The organism is Neisseria animaloris (assembly GCF_900637855.1).
GTDB classification, from domain to species: Bacteria; Pseudomonadota; Gammaproteobacteria; order Burkholderiales; family Neisseriaceae; genus Neisseria; species Neisseria animaloris.
This window is the reverse complement of record NZ_LR134440.1, coordinates 1,941,614-1,956,939: the sequence shown is the minus strand read 5'-3', so window position 1 is coordinate 1,956,939 and position 15,326 is coordinate 1,941,614. Positions and strand designations below refer to the sequence as shown.

Below are 15,326 nucleotides of genomic sequence, written 5' to 3'. Positions count from 1 at the left end.
TTGTTTGTGCCTTATCTGCTTCGTAAAGCAGTTCATGAATGATCACTACTCCGATCTTGTTCCACGTTCTCAAGTATGAAAATGTCGGGATGCACTTACGAACCTAACATTTATTCAACTTAAAGAGCACGTAATATTGTCGTATTGCCTGTCGTAACCGTAATTGCTCTAATGATGTAGTATAGCTTTGGATCTTCACACCTTGTTGAACCTGCTCAGGTAAGACGAGATGGCAGTCGCCGGTAAGCAGACTGTTATCAGGATGGTTGTAAGAAGTCATAAGCACTCCTTTCATAAAGTAAAGGTAGGTTCGGGGTCATCTCTATCTACTTTTATTGATATGTAGAATACCCTCCAAGGATTTAATCTTTACCGCCGCTTTCTATCTCGTTCTGCAAGCAATCTATTTCCTTGGCGATCAGGGCACCAGCACGCACGAGATTTTCAATCGGACTTTGCAGTTACGATGGGCCATATCTTTCTACGTTGTGAAACCAAAATCATTGATTTGATGGCAACACTATTCTGTAATCTGCTTCACACCCGAAAGTTTCATATTCATATAAGCTCCTTATATAAAAATTAATGTTAAAGGCCGTCTGAAAAACAAAAGATGTTTCCGACCGGGAAACATCTCTCTAAAAATAGCTAATGTACTAATCAAAGCAATATATCTTTATCGTTTTAATCATGTTGATTGAATTGATGTTGCTACTTATCATAAGCAGGCTTATTACTCCGCATAGTGTCATACTGGTTTTGCGCTTTGGTACCAAACGACTGGCCGGCCACTTCTTTTACCAATTTGCTTATAATCCGCGCTTTACTTTTATTTCCCATTCTGTAAAGCTTGTTGGCTATTTGGCCGTATTGTTCCAAGATGATACCGTGCGTCTGCATGGTTTCCTTTGCCGACATGGGCATCGATAAACTTTTGAAAGCTTTGTTTCATAATTCTTGAAAGCACCCTGTAACTCAAAAAGTAATGGGCATTTCAGACGGCCTTTGAAAATGGCACTTAACTTTTTTTCCAACAGGGCATTAATATCATCTTGACAGATGCTTTCTACATTATTCATTTCAAATGTCTTTCACGTTCCTATCTGTACAGGGTGTAGCATGGTTATAGGTATATAGGTATCTCGGAACTTAGCGTATTATTTGCCCTTAATGTCTTGCAGATGGCTGTAACCAAATTCCTGTTTATCTTTGTGCCAAACAACACAGGCTTTTCTCTTCTATTTGGAACTATTTCGAATCATTCATTTAGACGAAATTTCAAATAAAGATGTCAATTTCAGATTACTTCGGAAAACTTTTTAGCTACTCCGTTCCTTCTCTAATATTTTTTTATATCTTTTCAAAACCTAAATTAAACCTTTATACAAAAAAATGATACGATGCTAGAATTCTTCACATTTACAAAATAAATATACCAATACAAAGATTCAATCTATTTTTTGATTTATATAATTCCTTAAATTATCTATTATTAAAGAAAGTTTGTAATTTTCATAACCATCTCAGCAGAATTACTCGATGCAATTCGCAAAAACTCCTCAAAACTCACACTTGCTTTTTCATTCGCTAAATCTGAAATAGCACGTATAACAACAAAAGGAATTTCTAATTGATAGCAAGTTTGAGCAATTGCTGCTGCTTCCATCTCCAACGCAAGCACCTCTTTGAAATGTGTACGGATATACTCTACTTTTTCAGCACTATGAACAAATTGATCACCACTAACAATTAAACCACGATGTACAGCAGCCCCCTGAAAAGCAGTAGCAGCCCGGCTTGCGACCTCCAACAATTCCGAATCAGTTTCGAATGAAACGCCAAGCTTAGGCACCTGCCCTAAAACATAACCGAATGCTGTAACATCCACATCATGATGGGCAATTCGCTCTCCAATTACTACATCACCCACATTTAAACCTTGCCCTAATCCGCCAGCACTGCCGGTATTAATAATGCAATCAGGACAGAAACGACTGATGACCAATGCCGTAATAGCAGCTGCATTTACTTTACCGATTCCACTCAATGCCAATATGATTTTTTTGTCCGATAAAGCACCATGATGAACGGTAAAATGACCGAATTGCATACTTTCCACATTTTCCATACTGTGTCTCAACAATTCGATTTCCTGTTCCATTGCACCGATAATGGCTATCGTTGAGTATTTTTTAGATATTTTTTCAGTCATTTTAATTACCTTATTAATTTAAATTGAAAAGTATTATACGCACCCATTATCAAGCAGGTCATTATCAACTTTTTCAAACAAGATGATGGTAAATAAGCAAATACTATTGCTTCATGCAATCTGAAATTTGCTATAATATTAAGTATATTAATGCAATTTTACCTAAGTAACAAAATGGAACAAAATAATACTCTCTCCGCAAAAGAAGAAATTTATTCATGGCTGCGTACATTAAATAAATATAAAGGCTCCGACCTTTTTATTACCGCCAACTTTCCGCCTGCAATGAAACTTGACGGCAAAATTACCCGCATTACTGATACACCCTTAACTCCGGAACGCTGTATGGAGATTGCTTTTGCAATTATGTCTCCCAAGCAGTCGGAAGAATTTATGGCAACCAATGAATGCAACTTTGCTATCAGCACTCCCGACACCAGCCGCTTCAGGGTTAATGCTATGGTGCAACGCGGTGCTACGGCATTAGTTTTCCGCACCATTACCAGCAACATTCCCAAATTTGAAACACTCAATTTACCGCCCATATTGCAACAAGTCGCCATGCAAAAGCGGGGATTAGTCATTTTTGTCGGAGGAACAGGCTCCGGCAAATCTACTTCTCTCGCATCGATGATTGATTACCGCAATGAAAACAGCCAAGATCATATCATCACAATTGAGGATCCCATTGAATTTGTGCATGAACATAAAAATTGCATCATCACTCAGCGCGAAGTCGGTGTTGATACCGAAAACTGGTTTGCAGCCCTTAAAAATACACTTCGCCAAGCACCGGATGTGATTCTGATTGGCGAGATTCGTGATCGTGAAACAATGGATTATGCTATTGCTTTCTCAGAAACAGGCCACTTGTGTATGGCTACTCTGCATGCAAACAGCACAAACCAAGCACTTGACCGCATTATTAACTTTTTTCCGGAAGAACGTCGTGTACAATTACTAACTGACTTGTCATTAAATTTACAGGCTTTTATTTCACAGCGTTTGATTCCGAGAGAAGGAGGTAAAGGTCGTGTCGCGGCGGTTGAAGTATTACTCAACTCTCCTTTAGTAGCTGAATTAATTCATAATGGTGACGTGCACTCTATTAAAGAAGTAATGAAAAAATCACAAGCTCTCGGCATGCAGACTTTTGACCAAGCTTTATATGAGCTATATGAAGGAGGTTTGATCAGCTTCCAAGACGCGATTAAAAATGCAGATTCCGCCAATGATTTACGTTTGGATATCCAATTACGCAGTCGCCGCGCCCAAAATGCAGGCCCTGATTTAGAATTGATTTAATAAAAAATTTATTGATAAGGCCGTCTGAAAGATTATTTTCAGACGGCCTTTTATAAATATAATGAAATCCAAATTACTATTTGAACAATACAATCAACAGTAATGCCACTGCAATCACAGCTAACCAAAAATTTTGCCTTTGCTGGATCTTAACTAAATGAATATAAGCATCACGCATTTCTTGTTGGCGGGTTTCATCAACCAATAAATTGATTTTACGCGGTAAGCTAGGCAGAATCTGCGCCCAATCAGGAACTTCTTTTTTCAAGTTATTCAATAAGGCTTTCGGCCCCACCTGCTCATTCATCCACTTAGTTAAAAACGGTTTAGCTGTTGCCCACAAATCCAAATCAGGATCAAGCTGGCGCCCTAACCCCTCAATATTCAACAACGTTTTTTGCAACAAAACGAGCTGCGGCTGAATTTCTACATTAAAGCGGCGGCTGGTTTCAAACAATCTCATCAACACCATACCGAAAGAAATTTGCGATAACGGCTTGTTGAAAATAGGTTCGCATACTGCACGAACAGCTGCCTCCAATTCCTCAGCTCGGGTATCCGACGGAACCCAACCTGATTCGATATGGGCAGTAGCAACACGGTGATAATCACGGTTAAAAAAAGCCAAAAAATTGATTGCAAGATAACGTTTGTCATATTCGGTCAAACTTCCGACAATACCGAAATCCAGAGCAATATAACAACCATTATCCGTTACTAAAATATTGCCTGGATGCATATCCGCATGAAAAAAACCGTGCCGAAACACTTGAGTAAAGAAAATCTCAACACCATAACGGGCGAGTTGATGCAAATCCACATTTCTTGCCTGAAGCCCAGCAATATCAGCTACTGGGATCCCTTCCATCCATTCAATAGTAAGTACATTACGACTGCAATAGTCATAATATACTTTTGGCACCAGCAACATATTGCTGTCTCTAAAATTACGCCCAAGCTGGCTAGCGTTTGCGGCCTCTTTCATTAAATCCAACTCATCATGAAGGTATTTATCGAATTCAGCAACCACTTCTCGAGGTTTCAAACGCTTGCCGTCTGAAAACAATCTCTCAACCCAGCCGGCACCAAAGCGCAACAATGCCAAATCTTGTTCGATAATTGGCGCAATGTTTGGCCGTAACACTTTTACCGCTACTGCTTCACCGCTGTGTAAGCGGGCTTTATGCACTTGTGCAACCGAGGCACTGGCCACCGGCATGGTTTCAAATTCAGCATACAGCGTTTCGATTGATTGCCCTAGCGATTCTTCAATCTGGCGACGTGAAAATTCTGCATCGAAGGGAGGAACTCGATCCTGCAACTTGGCCAGCTCTAAAGCATAAGCCTGTGAAATCAAATCCGGTCTAGTCGATAAAACCTGCCCGAACTTAACGAAAATCGGTCCTAAACTTTCTAAAGCCAAGCGTAAACGAACAGGTAAAGATTCTTCTGATGCAACTGAGGACTTGGGAATTTTTTGTAATAAAGAACGCAGCCAAAACCTATCAGTATGCCCTGCGACAAGATCACTCAAACCGTAACGGTAAACAGTTTTTAAAATAGTGGAAGAACGTTTGAGCCACTTCATGACTGATCAAACCAAATATAAACAGAAAGTTTGAATTATAAAGCATGAATATATAATTAGGGATAATATGGTATCTGGTATCTGCTCATATTTTATTCCGTATCTTTATAAATATCAGGTCGTCTAAAACCAAATATAATCAACTTACAATCCTCAGCGCAAATGATTCTCATAGATTTATAAATAGCGTTGCAACAGACATTAATGCAATACTAATTTTAATTTAGCTCGCTGTAACGGAAACTATTACTTATTTTTTATATAAAACTCATAACAAAACGAATAAAACCTCAATATGGCTACAAATAAAAACCGCTCCTTAAAATTAGGAGCGGTTTTATATTCACATCGGCAAAGAACTATTAACCTCCAACCTTTATTCTACTTTGCAGACCTGCATCATTTCCTTACTCTGCAATAATAGTATCTTCAGGTTTACACAATTCAATGTTTTTAGCATCATTCCTTTAGACTTCTAAGAACATTTTGATTGCTTTAGCACGTTTTTTTGCTAATTTGGCATTAGCAGCTACATTACCAGTAATCTGTATAACCGAGCTGATAATCAATTTTTTGCCTTATCTTACCGGAATATAAGGGTAACGGAGCAGGAAGTTATTTCTTTTGGAGTTGTTTTTCAGCTTTCGCACTAACCGCTTTAGCATCTTTATTAGACAACCCCCAAACATATGCTGTCATAATATGCAATTTATCTTTATCCAAGAAATTGTCCCAAGCAGGCATTTGGTTATGACGACCATTGGTAATAGTCTCAATAATAGATTTTTGAGTACCCCCCCATAACCATACATCATCAGTTAGATTTGGCCCCAATCCTTTAATACCTTGTCCTTTATCTCCATGACATGTAAAACAGTTTGCAGGAGGGCCACTAAATAAAGCTTTGCCACGCTCTGCACGTTCCGGATCATATTGATCTTTACCTTTGGATAAAGACATTACATAGTGAGCAACATCTTTAACACGCTCCTCACCCAATACAGGTCCCCATGCCAACATCGTGCCAATACGGCCTTTTTTGATGGTTTCCTGAATCTGAGCAGGCTCTCCACCCCATAACCAGTCGTGATCTGTCAAGTTAGGGAAACCTTTTGAGCCTTTTGCATCAGAACCATGACATTGAATACAGTAAGTATCAAACAGATTTTTACCGATACGCTGTGCCTGAGGATCTTTGGCTACTGCTTCAATAGGCATATTTGCAAACTTGGCATAAATTTTGCCATATTGCTCATCAGCTTTTGCAACCTCTTTCTCATATTGATTTTGGCTTGTCCAATTCAAATAACCTTTATAGTCACCTAAACCGGGGTACAAAAACAAATACGCTGCCCCAAAAATCATTGTCAGGATAAAAAGAAAAAACCACCAGCGAGGCAAAGGATTATTGTATTCCTCAATACCGTCCCACGAATGCCCCATTGTTTTGACTTCTTCACCTTTAGGCGGAGCTTTGGTTTTATTTTGCGATAATAACAACCAAGCCAAACCGACAAAACTGAGCACTACGATAATGGCAATGTATATGTTCCAGAAATTACTGGTAAATTGGGAAGTTGTGTTCATTATTTTACTCCGTTATCACGGTATTACTGGTCAGCGCCCGCTCTTATCATCAGGGGTATCGTTATCCTCCATAATGCTGTTTGCTGCATCACTGTAGTTTTGCTTATTGCGCTTGTTTAGTACGATATACAAAACCAATAAAAAGCTTACAAACACCCATATGGTAAATAGCGAGCGCACCCAGTTAATATCCATGATGTTACCTTACGTTTTTCAATGCCAAGCCCAAACCTTGCAAATACGCAATTACTGCATCCAGCTCTGATTTATTAGCCAACTCTTGTGGGGCTTTTTCAATTTCTTCATCACTGTAAGGTGTACCGACCGCACGTAAGGCTTTCATATTGCTAACAGTAGCTTCAATATCCACTTTGTTACGTGCCAACCACGGGAATGCAGGCATATTGGATTCAGGAACGACATCACGCGGATTCAACAAATGGATACGGTGCCATTCATCTGAGTAGCGACCACCGACTCGCGCCAAATCCGGACCTGTACGTTTAGACCCCCATTGGAATGGACGATCGTATACTGACTCACCACCAACAGAATAGTGACCGTAACGTTCGGTTTCCGCACGGAAAGGACGAATCATTTGTGAGTGACAGTTATAACAACCTTCACGTACATAAATATCGCGGCCCGCTACTTGCAGCGCATTGTAAGGCTTTATACCCTTAATCGGTTCCGTTACCGACTTGGTAAAAAACAGCGGCACAACTTCAATCAGAAGGCCGACGCTGATTACCAAGAAGGTAAACAAAATTAATGCACCGACTTTTTCTTCAGCTAATTGTTGTAATTTCATTTTGGTAGCCTGTCTTTCTTGTGTTTTTAATGATGTTGCGCTTGAGAAACAGCAGGAATTTCAGCATCCACAGGTTTACCGCCAACAGCAGTACGATAAACGTTGTAAGCCATCAGGAACATGCCGCTCAAATACAACAGACCGCCGGCAAAACGAATAACATAGAAAGGAATACTGCGTTTTACAGATTCTACAAAAGAGTAGGTCAAAGTACCGTCATCATTCAAAGCACCCCACATCAAACCTTGCATCACACCGGAAATCCACATAGAAGCGATGTAAAGTACAACACCAATCGTGGCAATCCAAAAATGTGCTTCAATCAGTTTGATGCTATACATTTCTTTACGGCCAAATAAACGCGGGATTAAATAATAGATAGAGCCGATAGTGATGAAACCCACCCAACCAAGAGCACCGGAATGAACGTGTCCGACGGTCCAGTCGGTATAGTGGCTCAAAGCATTGACCGTTTTAATAGACATCATCGGGCCTTCAAACGTAGACATACCGTAAAAAGACAAAGACACTACCAAAAACTTCAAAATCGGATCTGTGCGCAGCTTATGCCAAGCACCCGACAAAGTCATGATACCGTTAATCATACCGCCCCAAGACGGCGCAAACAGAATCAAAGACAGCACCATACCGAGTGACTGTGTCCAGTCAGGCAATGCTGTGTAATGCAGATGGTGCGGCCCCGCCCACATATAGGTAAAAATCAACGCCCAGAAGTGAACTACTGATAAGCGGTAAGAATAAACAGGACGACCTGCCTGCTTCGGCACAAAATAATACATCATGCCCAAAAAGGCTGCGGTTAAGAAGAAACCTACGGCATTATGCCCGTACCACCATTGAACCATTGCATCAATCGCACCTGAATACACAGGGTAAGATTTCATCATGCCAGAAGGAATACTGATATTGTTTACGATATGCAACAAAGCAACTGCTAAAATAAATGCTCCGTAAAACCAGTTAGCCACATAAATATGCTTGATTTTACGTGTGGCGATCGTGCCGAAAAATACTACTGCATAAGCAACCCACACCAATGCAATCAGAATATCAATCGGCCATTCCAATTCTGCATATTCTTTACCTTGGGTATAACCCAAAGGCAAAGTGATGGCGGCCAGAACAATAACAAGCTGCCAGCCCCAAAACGTGAATGCCGGTAAAAATTTACCGCCAAACAAACGTACATTACATGTGCGCTGCACTACATAATAAGAAGTAGCAAACAAACCGCAACCTCCGAATGCGAAAATAACGGCATTCGTATGTAGCGGACGCAAGCGGCCGAAGTGAAACCACGGCCCAATATTCGACAAATCCAAAGCAGGCGCAAACAGTTGGGCTGCGATAATCACACCGACCAACATGCCTACAATGCCCCAAACTACAGTCATGATGGCAAACTGGCGCACCACTTTGTAGTTATAAGTTTGCGTTTCCATGAGGATCTCCATTAAACATGGCAATTAACACCATCGGTTTGCTTCGGCCTGCTCAAACACAACCAAAGATATACCCGATTTTTCTTAATTTAACACCGTCGGCAGTTAAGATTTACTTACGCCGAACAGAAGCTTAATCGGCGCATTTTAAATCAAAACCTTTACTGCACCAAGCCAAATCATCAGAAATCGGCATTTTTTGCGGTTTTTACAAGGTTGCTTTCGGTCATATTTTGTTAGATTATAGGTTAGTTACATTATGTTTCTTGACTGAAATCAAATCCTTTCAACCCAACACACAAAACTTAACAAAAAAAGAATAGTTATGCTTTGCTATCAAATAAAACCTAATACTCTGAAACATACATGGAAAATATGTTTAAGCCTCTCCCTGAGCAATAACAATCCTTTACATATAAGCTTGCCAAACTGGGTTCCCGGCAGCTATCTAATCCGTGATTTTTCCCGCAATATTATTGAGATAAAGGCAATGTGTAACGGCCAACCGGCTGAAATCACCCAAACTGCAAAAAATGTTTGGCAAACAGAAGCAAAAAGTGGAGAGTGGCAAATTTACTACACAGTTTATGCCTATGATTTATCCGTCAGAAGCTCTTTCTTAACGGTTGACCGTGGTTTTTTTGACGGGGCCTGTCTGTTCCTCAAAATAGCTGGTCTCGAGCAACAGCTACATCAAATTACATTTGATGGCTTACCTGAAACGTGGCAAATAGCCACTACGCTACCCTCTTCCGAAAGCCATACTTTTCAGACGGCCTCTTACTATGAATTGATTGACCACCCTTTTGAATTGGGTCATTTTGAAACACTGGATTTTGAAGCCGGTGGTATCGCACACCGTATAGCAATCAGCGGCCACTATCCGGATTTTGACCGCAACCGCTTAATCGACGACATTCAGAAAATCTGCCGAACCGCTTTGAACATGTTCCCTTCTCCTGCCCCTTTTCAGCAGTATCTGTTTTTATTGCATGTCGGCGATAAGATTTATGGTGGTTTGGAACATATCAGCAGTACTGCTTTGCTTGCCGATCGCAACAGCCTCCCTCCTCTAGGCATGAAAGAAGCAAATGATGACTACACCCAATTGCTCGGTTTATTCAGCCACGAATATTTCCACGCATGGAATGTCAAATCCATCAAACCTGCAGCATTTGTACCGTACCATTTAAACAGTGAAAGTTACACGGAACAATTATGGGCGTTTGAAGGGATTACTTCTTATTACGATGATTTGATATTGGTAAAAAGCGGCGTGATCTCGCCCGAAGCATATTTGAAACTACTTGCCCGAAATATCACTCGGGTGCAGCAAGGATCAGGCCGTCTGAAACAAACACTTGCGGAATCCAGCTTTACTGCATGGAACAAATATTACAAACAAGACGAAAACAGCCCTAATGCCATTGTCAGCTATTATCAGAAAGGTGCTCTGGCCGCTTTATGCCTAGACTTACTTATCAGACAAAATAGCAACGGCGAACAAAGCCTTGATAATGTTATGCAGCAGCTTTACCTCGACTGGCAAGAAACCCGGCAAGGCATCCCTGAAAAACAATGGCAAGTACGATGCCAACAGATCACCGGTTTGGATTTAGAAGAATTTTTTCAGATGGCCTTATATTCCACTGAAGACCTGCCTTTAGCAACCTGCTTGGAAAAAACAGGTCTCGCTTTGCACTGGCAGGCAGCTCCACGCCATCACGGAGGAGGCTTGGCTGAGAAATGGCTGCCTAACACCGAACCAATTCCCGACTTCGGGGCACGGTTTAAACAAAATGGCGACAGCATCACCTTGACTCATGTTCTCAACGGAGGTAGTGCCGAAAATGCTGCATTATGCCCGCAAGACCGCATCATTGCTTTGAATGGCTTTGCCTGCACCGCCTTTGAGCAGCAGTGGGCACAATTTTCGGTTGGAGAAAAAATCCAAGTGCACTACTTCCGCCACGGCGTATTACGTGAAACCGAATTGACCGTACAGGCCGCACAAACCGATACTGCTATTTTGCAAATTACCCACCGTCACTTATTGGAAAACTGGTTGCAACCAAACCGTTAAATTTAATCTTTCAGACGGCCGCAGTATCATAAGCCGTCTACACGACCAATGATAAAAGGAGCCTCTAATGAGTATTTTGAAACTGGCAGACAATCTTTATATTTCTCCCCAGCTGACTCAAAGCGATCTTCTTAAAGAAGCGGCAAAGCTCGGCATCCGCAGCATCATCTGCAATCGGCCTGACGGCGAAGCCGATGATCAGCCTTCTTTCGAGCAACTCAAACAGTGGCTTATTGATACGGGAATCGACCAAGCCGTCCACCAACCTGTTGTTGCTCCTGCCATCAATGGCCATGATGTAGCAACTTTCCAAAAACTACTCGCAACCTTACCTATACCCACGCTTGCTTTCTGCCGCACCGGTACCCGAAGCTCATTATTGTGGGCTTACCATCAAGTTCAAAACGGCATGGCTGTTTCGGATGTCATTACAGCCGCCAAACAAGCCGGTGTAGACCTGAGTAATTTTGAAGCAAACTTGCATGCCGTATCACAAAACGGCATGTCTTAATACTCAATATAGCAAGAAGCCGTCTGAAATTTTCAGACGGCCTGATTGTGATCATCAATGACGTATTAAATCCGATAGCGGTTCTTCCTCTTGCGCGGGCAGATTGTAATCTTCATTAGCCCATGCCCCCAAATCAATCAATTTACACCGCTCACTACAAAACGGACGATATTGGTTTTCTGTAGTCCACGCCACTTGCTTACCGCAAGTCGGACAATTTACTATAGTAACTTCCGAGCTCATAATTCATTCCACAACAGGATCAAAACTGCACATAACCAGTTTGAAAGATACATCTTGATTTAACGGCCTACCCCGCGCATGCTCTTGAGATGCTTCCAAAAAGCGGATATGAGTGAAATATTTATTAGCCGACACTTCAGGCAAAGCACAACTTTGTTGTTCCACTTCAATTACCAGCATATGGATATTTTGCGCCAAGCTATTGCGCTGATAATTACCTTTTTGTGCCACACAATCCACGGTAAGGGTATTACTGCGCAAGATATTGAGCAAAAGGGCAATCGCTTGTTGTGTAGGCAGTAATGTGCCAATCCACTTCTTCAAATCTGCCAAACGTCGCTCAAACGGTAGCTGCTGCCAAAAGTGATAAGACGACAAATCAAATGGGCTGGTTCCACCCGGCACAAACATTCGTTGTTTGATGGCCATCAGCCAATCATTCTCACGCAAATGCTGACCGAATTTCTGCTGTATGCCTTGCAAGTTTTCTGCCGTTTTTTGCAATTGCTGCCGCTGCTTTTCCGCCTCTTCCGGTTCAACCAAACGGCTATTTACCAACAATTGCTTTTGTCGCTCAAGTTCTTGCAGAATATCCAACTTCAATTCCGCCCTGCCCGCACACTCCATAATTTCGAACAGAGTAAACAAGGCCAAATGATGGGCCCAAGGGCTATCGGCACGAATACATTCAGCATCAAAACGATTAAACAAATGTTCGATACGTAAAAAACTACGCACGCGCTCAGACAACGGATGCTCGAAATAAATCATGATGTTACTCTGGATAAATAAGAAAACCTTGACTGATAATAGCCGTGTAATTGACGAACCTTGGCTGCCAAGGCTTGAGAGATTCCTTCATTTGTCAAGACATCATCAGCAGCTAACAAACGCTCTTTACGGCAGGCTTGCGCGGCCATAATCCGCTCAATTTCATCAGTTTTAAGACCGCTACGGCTACGCACACGTTCAATCTGCGTTTGTTCGGAAACATCAATCACCAACACTCTATCAACCAATGCTAAAAATGCCGGTTTCTCTATTAACAAAGGAATATCAATTATTCCATACACAGTAACACAACTTTCTTGAAGAACTCGGACTTCAGACAGAATAAGAGGAAACATAATGGATTCAAGTCGTGTTTTAGCTTCAGGCCGTCTGAAAACCAAATCACGTAAAACAGCTCTATTCAAACGGCCATCATGGTTAAATACTTCACTACCAAATGCCGCATGAATAGCAGATAAGGCCTTTCCGTTATCCGCGGTCAGTTCCCGGCTAACTGCGTCTACGTCAATCACCGGTACGCCCAAATAGAGAAATTCGGCAGCTGCTTGTGATTTGCCGCTGCCGATGCCACCTGTTAATCCCACCCAAAAAGTCATGGTTTAGAATCCCGAAGCTTTCAGCCACCATCCGACTACAGTCATAACCTGCTCATTAGCAATAAATATTATCCAACCTGCAATCGCCAAACTGGGGCCGAAAGCAAACTGCTGGCCTTTTGCCACACGCATGATAACGGCGGCTACTAAACCAATTAAAGCAGCCATAAATATCAAAACGGGCAACACACTAACCCCCAACCATGCTCCCAGAGCAGCGAGTAATTTAAAATCACCGCCCCCCATGCCTATTTTTCCGGTCAGCAATTTATAAGCGTAGCACAACAGCCACAAGCTCATGTAGCCGCAAACCGCACCTAAAACAGCCGACGTTAGAGGCACAAAAATACCATTCAAATTAAACAATAATCCCAGCCAAACCAAAGGTAGTGTAAGTTGGTCAGGAAGATATTGCGTATCCGCATCAATAAAGGTCAAAGCAATTAACATAGCGGTTAAAATTAAACCACCCAACGTCGTCATACTCCAACCATATTTCCAAGCAACTACTGCAAATAATGCACCGGTTAACAACTCTACTAAAGGATAACGTTTGCTGATGGGTGTTTGACATGACCCACACTTTCCACCGAGCATCAGGTAACTGAGTACTGGGATATTTTGCCAAGCCTTTACAGGGGACTGGCACGAAGGGCAACGAGAATCAGGTTTAATCAAATTAAACGGCTGTTGCTCTTCTTCGGTCAAAACCTGACCAAGATGCTCTTTTGCAAATGCCGTCCAAGCACGCTCCATCATTACTGGTACACGGTAAATTACTACATTTAAAAAACTGCCTACTAGCAAGCCAAATAATGCAGAAATAGGCACCACAAAGGGTGCCCAGAGATTCATCCATTCAGGCATACCGTTAACCTACCACGTTACCCAAATTGAACAACGGCAAGTACATAGCAACAAGGATCACACCAATAATTGAGCCAAGTACCACCATAATTATCGGCTCCATCAAGGAAGATAATTGAGCCACGGCATTGTCTACCTCATCTTCATAGAATTCAGCCACCTTATTCAACATGCCGTCCAATGAACCAGATTCCTCACCAATTGCCGCCATTTGAAGTACCATGTTAGGGAACATATCAGTACCCTGCATACTGGAAGTCAATGACAAACCTTGTGTTACTTTAGCACGAATATCGTGCGTAGCCTCTTCATACAAGATATTACCGGCAGCACCGGCCACAGAATCCAACACCTCAACTAAAGGTACTCCGGCTGCAAATAAAGTAGACGTAGTACGCGCCCAACGTGCAATTGTCGCTTTCCTCACAATCTCTCCAAAAATTGGCAGTTTCAATAGCATGGCATCCGCTCTTTTTTGAAGAGCAGGAGATTTTTTATACCATTTATATAAACCAAACCCTATACCAATTATGGAAACTACCATTACCCAAGCATAATCAACAAAAAACTTTGACATATCCATAACAATTTGTGTTAGTCCAGGCAGCTCTGCTCCCATGTTACTATATACTTCACCGAATGCAGGAAGAACAAACACCATCATGATAAATACCAGCACTATCGCCACTACGATAATAGCTATCGGATAAGTAAGCGCACTTTTCACTTTCTTCTTAATCGCTTGGGTTTTTTCCTTATAAACAGCAAGTTTATCCAGCAAACTTTCTAACACACCGCCGGCTTCACCAGCAGCGATCAGATTACAATAAAACCGGTCAAAATACTTCGGATGCTTTGCGAAAGCTTTACCCAGTGCGCTCCCCTGCTCTACATCTGCTCGAATCTGCATAAGCATCTGAGTCATGGAAGGATTAGAGTGACCTCTTGCCACAATCTCAAATGCCTGCATCAATGGCAATCCGGCTTTCATCATCGTAGCAAGTTGGCGGGTAAATACTGTAATATCTTCTTGTGTAATGCGCTTTTTACGAACAGCTTTAACTTTACTAACACGCAACGGCTTAATACCGCGCCGTTGCAGCTTTTTTTTAGCCTCCTCTTCATTTTTGGCCACTACTTCACCGCGTACAATTTGTTCGGTTTCGGTGTTTCTACCCTCAAAATTAAAACGTATACCCTTATCTGCTTTAGCAGAACGCCCACCTTGCTTTACTTGATTCATAATTACCCCTTAAAATAATTCCGAC

The 15,326-nt window shown here is 41.7% G+C and carries 14 protein-coding genes and 1 pseudogene; 3 read left to right on the top strand and 12 right to left on the bottom strand.

All coding sequences use genetic code 11. The features are described from left to right. Positions 1-711: 711 nt before the first annotated feature. Positions 712-918 carry a hypothetical protein gene (locus EL216_RS09180; protein WP_197720427.1) on the bottom strand — a complete coding sequence of 69 codons (207 nt, stop codon included), beginning with the start codon at positions 916-918 and terminating at the stop codon, positions 712-714. Between the two features lie 574 nt (positions 919-1,492). Next, the gene (locus EL216_RS09175; RefSeq protein ID WP_085391154.1) at positions 1,493-2,212 is read right to left on the bottom strand and encodes a 5'-methylthioadenosine/adenosylhomocysteine nucleosidase; all 720 of its coding nucleotides are present in this window, start codon (positions 2,210-2,212) and stop codon (positions 1,493-1,495) included. Positions 2,213-2,386: 174 nt separating this feature from the next. On the opposite strand from EL216_RS09175, the gene EL216_RS09170 reads away from it, so the two are divergent. Beyond that, on the top strand, positions 2,387-3,517 hold the full coding sequence (locus tag EL216_RS09170) for a PilT/PilU family type 4a pilus ATPase (RefSeq protein WP_085391155.1): 1,131 nt from the start codon (positions 2,387-2,389) through the stop codon (positions 3,515-3,517). A gap of 76 nt (positions 3,518-3,593) precedes the next feature. Here EL216_RS09170 and ubiB read toward each other — a convergent pair whose 3' ends face one another. From ubiB to ccoN, 5 genes and pseudogenes are all read right to left on the bottom strand, one after another. Next, entirely contained in the window at positions 3,594-5,105 is a 1,512-nt protein-coding gene (gene ubiB / locus EL216_RS09165; RefSeq protein WP_085391156.1) for a ubiquinone biosynthesis regulatory protein kinase UbiB, read from the bottom strand. A gap of 636 nt (positions 5,106-5,741) precedes the next feature. Next, positions 5,742-6,692, bottom strand: a pseudogene (ccoP, locus tag EL216_RS09160) (cytochrome-c oxidase, cbb3-type subunit III); the annotation flags it as partial. 30 nt (positions 6,693-6,722) lie between these two features. Continuing rightward, entirely contained in the window at positions 6,723-6,887 is a 165-nt protein-coding gene (locus EL216_RS09155) for a cbb3-type cytochrome oxidase subunit 3 (protein ID WP_085391158.1), read from the bottom strand. A 4-nt stretch (positions 6,888-6,891) separates the two neighbouring features. Continuing rightward, positions 6,892-7,503 (bottom strand): cytochrome-c oxidase, cbb3-type subunit II, encoded by a 612-nt coding sequence (gene ccoO, locus EL216_RS09150; protein ID WP_085391159.1) that lies wholly within the window; start codon positions 7,501-7,503, stop codon positions 6,892-6,894. Between the two features lie 26 nt (positions 7,504-7,529). Then, positions 7,530-8,966, bottom strand: a complete 1,437-nt coding sequence (ccoN, locus tag EL216_RS09145; protein ID WP_172594905.1) for a cytochrome-c oxidase, cbb3-type subunit I — start codon at positions 8,964-8,966, stop codon at positions 7,530-7,532. A 325-nt stretch (positions 8,967-9,291) separates the two neighbouring features. On the opposite strand from ccoN, the gene EL216_RS09140 reads away from it, so the two are divergent. After that, positions 9,292-11,049 carry a M61 family metallopeptidase gene (locus tag EL216_RS09140; RefSeq protein WP_085391161.1) on the top strand — a complete coding sequence of 586 codons (1,758 nt, stop codon included), beginning with the start codon at positions 9,292-9,294 and terminating at the stop codon, positions 11,047-11,049. A 67-nt stretch (positions 11,050-11,116) separates the two neighbouring features. Beyond that, positions 11,117-11,560 carry a TIGR01244 family sulfur transferase gene (locus EL216_RS09135; RefSeq protein WP_085391162.1) on the top strand — a complete coding sequence of 148 codons (444 nt, stop codon included), beginning with the start codon at positions 11,117-11,119 and terminating at the stop codon, positions 11,558-11,560. A 54-nt stretch (positions 11,561-11,614) separates the two neighbouring features. Here EL216_RS09135 and yacG read toward each other — a convergent pair whose 3' ends face one another. Genes yacG through EL216_RS09110 form a run of 5 tightly spaced genes read right to left on the bottom strand, consistent with a single transcriptional unit; the run spans position 11,615 to position 15,301 of the window. Further along, positions 11,615-11,803 carry a DNA gyrase inhibitor YacG gene (gene yacG / locus EL216_RS09130; RefSeq protein ID WP_085391163.1) on the bottom strand — a complete coding sequence of 63 codons (189 nt, stop codon included), beginning with the start codon at positions 11,801-11,803 and terminating at the stop codon, positions 11,615-11,617. A gap of 3 nt (positions 11,804-11,806) precedes the next feature. After that, entirely contained in the window at positions 11,807-12,574 is a 768-nt protein-coding gene (gene zapD / locus EL216_RS09125) for a cell division protein ZapD (protein ID WP_085391164.1), read from the bottom strand. Continuing rightward, a complete protein-coding gene (gene coaE / locus EL216_RS09120; RefSeq protein ID WP_085391165.1) occupies positions 12,571-13,191 on the bottom strand; it encodes a dephospho-CoA kinase in 621 nt (206 codons plus the stop codon). Before coaE ends, zapD begins: the two co-directional genes overlap by 4 nt. 3 nt (positions 13,192-13,194) lie before the next feature. Further along, the gene (locus EL216_RS09115; RefSeq protein WP_085391166.1) at positions 13,195-14,058 is read right to left on the bottom strand and encodes a prepilin peptidase; all 864 of its coding nucleotides are present in this window, start codon (positions 14,056-14,058) and stop codon (positions 13,195-13,197) included. Positions 14,059-14,062: 4 nt separating this feature from the next. After that, positions 14,063-15,301 (bottom strand): type II secretion system F family protein, encoded by a 1,239-nt coding sequence (locus tag EL216_RS09110; protein WP_085391167.1) that lies wholly within the window; start codon positions 15,299-15,301, stop codon positions 14,063-14,065. Positions 15,302-15,326 lie beyond the last annotated feature (25 nt).

Coding starts and splice junctions, on each gene's coding strand:
- ccoN (WP_172594905.1), bottom strand. CDS start 8,966: ATGGAAACGCAAACTTATAACTACAAAGTGGTGCGCCAGTTTGCCATC.
- coaE (WP_085391165.1), bottom strand. CDS start 13,191: ATGACTTTTTGGGTGGGATTAACAGGTGGCATCGGCAGCGGCAAATCA.
- ccoO (WP_085391159.1), bottom strand. CDS start 7,503: ATGAAATTACAACAATTAGCTGAAGAAAAAGTCGGTGCATTAATTTTG.
- yacG (WP_085391163.1), bottom strand. CDS start 11,803: ATGAGCTCGGAAGTTACTATAGTAAATTGTCCGACTTGCGGTAAGCAA.
- ubiB (WP_085391156.1), bottom strand. CDS start 5,105: ATGAAGTGGCTCAAACGTTCTTCCACTATTTTAAAAACTGTTTACCGT.
- EL216_RS09135 (WP_085391162.1), top strand. CDS start 11,117: ATGAGTATTTTGAAACTGGCAGACAATCTTTATATTTCTCCCCAGCTG.
- EL216_RS09155 (WP_085391158.1), bottom strand. CDS start 6,887: ATGGATATTAACTGGGTGCGCTCGCTATTTACCATATGGGTGTTTGTA.
- zapD (WP_085391164.1), bottom strand. CDS start 12,574: ATGATTTATTTCGAGCATCCGTTGTCTGAGCGCGTGCGTAGTTTTTTA.
- EL216_RS09170 (WP_085391155.1), top strand. CDS start 2,387: ATGGAACAAAATAATACTCTCTCCGCAAAAGAAGAAATTTATTCATGG.
- EL216_RS09140 (WP_085391161.1), top strand. CDS start 9,292: ATGCTTTGCTATCAAATAAAACCTAATACTCTGAAACATACATGGAAA.
- EL216_RS09110 (WP_085391167.1), bottom strand. CDS start 15,301: ATGAATCAAGTAAAGCAAGGTGGGCGTTCTGCTAAAGCAGATAAGGGT.
- EL216_RS09180 (WP_197720427.1), bottom strand. CDS start 918: ATGTCGGCAAAGGAAACCATGCAGACGCACGGTATCATCTTGGAACAA.
- EL216_RS09175 (WP_085391154.1), bottom strand. CDS start 2,212: ATGACTGAAAAAATATCTAAAAAATACTCAACGATAGCCATTATCGGT.
- EL216_RS09115 (WP_085391166.1), bottom strand. CDS start 14,058: ATGCCTGAATGGATGAATCTCTGGGCACCCTTTGTGGTGCCTATTTCT.